3 protein-coding genes and 2 pseudogenes are annotated in these 4,922 nt (G+C 74.1%); 1 reads left to right on the forward strand and 4 read right to left on the reverse strand.

The window, feature by feature from the left end; all coding sequences use genetic code 11:
• The 4 genes and pseudogenes from VR45_RS31650 to VR45_RS31665 form a co-directional block, all read right to left on the reverse strand.
• Window positions 1-511 (reverse strand): annotated as a pseudogene (locus VR45_RS31650) (alpha/beta fold hydrolase); the annotation flags it as partial.
• A complete protein-coding gene (locus VR45_RS31655; RefSeq protein WP_045943317.1) occupies window positions 508-1,920 on the reverse strand; it encodes a sugar porter family MFS transporter in 1,413 nt (470 codons plus the stop codon). The pseudogene VR45_RS31650 and the gene VR45_RS31655, both read right to left, overlap by 4 nt.
• A 118-nt stretch (window positions 1,921-2,038) precedes the next feature.
• Window positions 2,039-2,713 (reverse strand): FMN-binding negative transcriptional regulator, encoded by a 675-nt coding sequence (locus VR45_RS31660; protein WP_045943318.1) that lies wholly within the window; start codon window positions 2,711-2,713, stop codon window positions 2,039-2,041.
• A gap of 12 nt (window positions 2,714-2,725) precedes the next feature.
• Window positions 2,726-3,472 carry a pyridoxamine 5'-phosphate oxidase family protein gene (locus VR45_RS31665; RefSeq protein ID WP_078897012.1) on the reverse strand — a complete coding sequence of 249 codons (747 nt, stop codon included), beginning with the start codon at window positions 3,470-3,472 and terminating at the stop codon, window positions 2,726-2,728.
• 34 nt (window positions 3,473-3,506) lie between these two features.
• On the opposite strand from VR45_RS31665, the pseudogene VR45_RS31670 reads away from it, so the two are divergent.
• Window positions 3,507-4,840: pseudogene (locus VR45_RS31670) on the forward strand (aminotransferase class I/II-fold pyridoxal phosphate-dependent enzyme).
• The last annotated feature ends 82 nt before the right edge of the window (window positions 4,841-4,922 follow it).

Genomic DNA, 4,922 nt, shown 5'->3' on the forward strand with positions numbered 1-4,922 from the left:
CACCCGGTCGCCCTCGGCGGCGGCCAGCAGCAGGGCGAAGCCGCCGCCCATGCAGAAGCCGACCACGCCGACCGCGTCGCCGACCACGCCGTCCAGGCCGAGCAGCAGGTCGACCGCTCCGCCGAGGTCCCGCACCGCCCGCTCGACCGGCAGCTCGCGCTCGAGCCGGGCCGCCTCGGCGCGGTCGTGGCTGGTCGCGCCGCCGAAGAGGTCCGGTGCGAGGACGGTGAAGCCCTCGGCGGCGAACCGGTCCGCCACGTCGGCCAGGTACGGGGTCAGGCCCCACCACTCCTGGACCACCACCAGGCCGGGGCCGACGCCCTGGGGAGGACGGGCCAGATAGCCGTGGGCCTGGTGGCCGCCGCTGGGGAAGGTGACGTTCTGCCGGGAGCCGCCCTGGTCAGGCATGGCTTCCTCTCGGGGGACGGGCCGCCGGGCGCGGCGGCGGGTCGGGGGCCGGTGCGGGGTTGGTCGGGGGCCGGTAGCGCGGCCGGTCGGGCGGGGCGGTCAGCCCATCTCCTCCAGGGCGCGGCCCTTGGTCTCCTTGATGCAGAAGGCCACGAACGGGATGGAGAGCAGCGCGAAGACCGTGTAGATGACGTAGGTCGCCGAGAGGTTCCAGTCGGCGAGGTCGGGGAAGCTGACGGTGATCGCCCAGTTGGCGATCCACTGGGCGGAGGCGGCGACCGACAGCGCGAGCGCGCGGATCCGGTTGGGGAACATCTCGCCGAGCAGGACCCAGACCACCACGCCCCAGGAGAACGCGAAGCAGAACACGAAGACGTGCGCGGCGACCAGCGCGACCGTCGCGTAGGTGTCGTCCAGGGTGGCGGAGTCGCCGGTGCCCTGCCGGTAGGAGAACGCCCAGGCGGCGGTGGCCAGTGCGGCGGCCATCCCGGCCGAGCCGGCCAGGGCGAGCGGCTTGCGGCCGATCCGGTCGACCAGGGCCATCGCGATCACCGTGCCGACCACGTTGACGATCGAGGTGGAGAGGCTGATCAGCAGTGAGTTCGACTCGTTGATGCCGACCGACTGCCAGAGGAAGGAGGAGTAGTAGAAGATTACGTTGATGCCGACGAACTGCTGGAACACCGAGGCGCCGATACCGACCCAGACGATCGGCAGCAGCCCGAACCGGCCGCCCAGCAGGTCCTTGAGCCGGGGCTTGTGGGTGGACGCCAGCACCGAGTGGATCTCGGCCACCCGGGCGTCCAGGTCGACACCCTCGCCCTCGACCTCCAGCAGCACCTTGCGAGCCTGCTGCTCCCGGTTGTCGGCGATCAGATAGCGCGGCGACTCGGGGATGGACATCGCCATCAGTCCGTAGACCAGGGCCGGGATCGTCTCCACGCCGAGCATCCACTGCCAGGCCTGGATGCCGCCGAGGTGGCCGGTGGACTCGCCGCCGGCGGCCTGGTTGAGCGCCCAGTTGGCGAGCTGGGAGACGGTGATGCCGAGCACGATCGCCATCTGCTGGAACGAGGCCAGCCGGCCCCGGTAGGCGGTCGGGGCGACCTCGGCGATGTACGTCGGCGCGATCACCGAGGCGATGCCGATCGCCACGCCGCCGACCACCCGCCAGGTGGCCAGCAGCTCCAGGTTCGGCGGGAACATCGAGCCGAGGCCGCTGATCGCGAACAGGGCCGCGGCCAGCAGCATGGTGCGCACCCGGCCCAGGTGGTCGGCGAGCCGCCCGGCCACGACCGCCCCGGCCGCCGAGCCGAGCAGGGCGATCGCGACCACGAAGGCCGTCGTGCCGTTGCCGACCCCGAAGTGCTTCTGGATGCCCGTCACCGCACCGTTGATCACGGCGCTGTCGTAGCCGAACAGGAACCCGCCCATCGCGGCGGCGGCCGAGATGAAGACGACGTGCCCGAGGTGCGCCTCGCCGGATGCCGGATGGGTCTGGGTCCTGGACACGCACGCTCCCCGGGTCGACGGTCCCGTCCGCGCGGCCGAGCGGGCAGGGTTCGGCTCACATTCGACCAGTGCCCGGGCGGCGGTGCCTCGATGAATGGGCCGAACGGGTGATGGAGCGTCAGTTGATCGCGCGGTCCGGGGGAACGGGCCCGGGGCGTGTCCTCCGGACCGCGCCGGAGCGGCGGGCGTTGCGGCGCAGCAGCTGGGTGCGGGCCCCGGCGTCCACGCCCCGGTCCCGCTCGGCGAGCCGGTCGGCCATCGCGTACTGCTCGGCGGCCGGCTTCTTGTCGTCGTACTTGAACTTGGCGCGGACCTCGCGGACGGTCAGGCGCAGCCCGGTCAGGCCGGGGAGCAGCCGGGCGAACTCCCCCTCGCCGGGGGTGACCCGGACGTCCGGGCGCTCGGGCTGGAAGTGGGTTAGCTGGCGGTTGAGGATCTCCGCCTTGCCGGTCGGGTCGGTGACCAGTGACGCGGTGGCGTGGAAGTGCACCGAGGCGTAGTAACTGGTCGGCGTGCCGGGTTCGCCGCGCCAGTGGCCGGGGGCGAAGGCGTAGTCGTCGGTGACCGCGAGGGTGACCTCCGGGTCGGCCCGGACGGCCGGGAGCAGGGGGTTGGGGGCGGCGAGGTGGAGCAGGATCTCGCCGCGGTCGGCGTCCAGCAGGAAGTGGGTGGGGACGAGTACCGGGCCTTGGCCCGGCCCGCCGTTGGCGGCGAGCAGGCCGAAGTCGCGGCCCTCGGCGAGCCAGGCGCGCCATTCGGCTTCGTCGCCGCGGTCCCAGGAACGGATCAGCATCGGGGCCCCCGGTCAGCCGGCGGAGCGGGTGGAGTCGTCGGCCCCGGTGCTCGGGTCGGGGTCGCTACTCGGGTCGGGGGCGGGGCTCGGGGCGGTGAGCGCGCGCAGGTTCGCGGGGAGCGGCACGGTGGTGGAGGCGTCCGGCAGGGGTGTGCCGTAGCCGCTGGTGACCGGGACCAGGCCGGCCCAGTAGGGCAGGTCGAGGTCCTCGGCGTCGTCGGCGGCGAGGTCGGTCCGGCTCTTGGCCGAGACCTCGTCGAGGTCGAGCCGGATCACCGCGGTGGCGGCGAGTTCCTTGGCGTTGGCCGGGCGGACCTCGGCGGAGCGGCCGGGCACGACCTGGTCGACCAGGGCGTCCAGCGCGATGCCCAGCTCCTCGGGGTCGGTGACCTGGTACGCGGTGCCGTGCGCCACCACCGAGCGGAAGTTGACCGAGTGGTTGAAGGCCGACTTGGTCAGCACCAGCGCGTCGACCAGGGTGACGGTGAGGCAGACCGGCAGGCCCTGCTCGCCCCGGGCGCCGCGCAGCGGCCGGCTGCCCGTGGAACCGTGCACGTAGAGGCGGTCGCCGACCCGGGCGTGGATGGTGGGCAGCACGACCGGCGCGCCGTCGACGACGAAGCCGAGGTGGCAGAGGTAGGTGGCGTCCAGGACCGCGTGGATCGCCTCGCGCTCCCAGGTGGCCCGGTCCTTGTAGCGGGTGGGGGTGGTGCGCGGGGTGCGGGCGTAGGACGTGTCGTTGTCCGGTACTGTCGACATGACAACCTCTATGTACTAGTGCATACTCTGTTTTGTGCTAGGAGACTATCGGATCACCGGTCGGCGTGCCAGCGAGATTGCGGCCGAGATCGAGCGGGGCGTCAGCGGTGGACAACTCGCCCCCGGGACGCCGTTGCCGCCGTTGCGCGACCTCGCGGCCGAACTCGGCGTCAACCCCAACACCGTGGCCGCCGCCTACCGGCTGCTCCGCGACCGGGGGGTGATCGAGACCGCCGGCCGCAAGGGCAGCCGGATCCGGCCGCGCCCCGCCCACACCCCGCGCGACGAGATCCGGCTGCCCGTCCCGGCGCACGCCCGCGACCTCTCCCACGGCAACCCCGACCCGGCGCTGCTGCCCGACCTCACCCGGGCCCTCGCGGCCGCCGCCGAGGCCGCCCGCCGCGAACCGGTCCGCTACGGGGACCCGGTCGCCGACCCCGGACTGCTCGCGCTGGCCGGCGCGGCCTTCGCCGCGGACGGCCTGCCCTCCGGGCCGATCGCCGTCGCCTCCGGCTCGCTGGACACCATCGAGCGGATCCTGGTCACCCGGCTGCGCCCCGGTGACGCCGTCGCCGTCGAGGACCCGGGCTGGGGCAGCCTGCTGGACCTGCTGCCGGCGCTCGGCCTGCGCGCGGCGCCGGTCCGGCTCGACGACGCCGGCCCGCTGCCCGGTGCGCTCGCCGAGGCGCTGGACGGCGGCGCCCGGGCGGTGGTCGTCACCTCACCGCCGGGCGGGCCGGGGAGCTGCGCGCCGTCCTGTCCGCCCGTCCGGACGTGCTGCTGATCGAGGACGACCACGGACACGGCATCGTCGATCAGCCCTATCACCCGTTGGCCGGCGCGGGCTCGCGGCACTGGGCGGTGGTGCGCTCGGCGGCCAAGGCCTACGGGCCGGACCTGCGGCTCTCGGTCGCGGTGGGCGACGAGGACACCGTCGGACGGGTGCTCGGGCGCCAGCGGCTGGGTGCCGGGTGGGTCAGCCATCTGCTCCAGCACGCGGTGGCCGAGCTGTGGCGCACCGACGCCGCGCCGGTGGAGCGGGTGGCCGGTGCCTACCGGGCGCGCCGGGGGGCGCTGATCGGCGAACTGGCCGCGCGCGGCGTCGCGGCGCACGGGGCGAGCGGGCTGAACGTCTGGGTGCCGGTGCCGGACGAGGCCGTCGCACTGGCCGCCCTGGTGCAGCGCGGCTGGGTCGTGGCGCCGGGCGCGCGCTACCGGCTCCAGTCGCCGCCCGGGCTGCGGGTCACGGTCGCGCAGCTGGACCCGGCCGATGCCGGGCGGTTGGCGGAGGACCTGGCGTCCGTGCTGAGCGGGTGGCACGGGATCGCCGGGGCGGGGGCGGACGGGGCGCCGTCGCGGCTGATCTGATTCGGTCCGGCCGGCCTCTGGGGAATGGAACGGCCTCCGATTCCAGGTCAATGGCGATACCAATTTCGATTCGATCCGGATC

It is taken from the genome of Streptomyces sp. NRRL S-495 (assembly GCF_000966955.1).
Classification (GTDB): Bacteria; Actinomycetota; Actinomycetes; order Streptomycetales; family Streptomycetaceae; genus Kitasatospora; species Kitasatospora purpeofusca.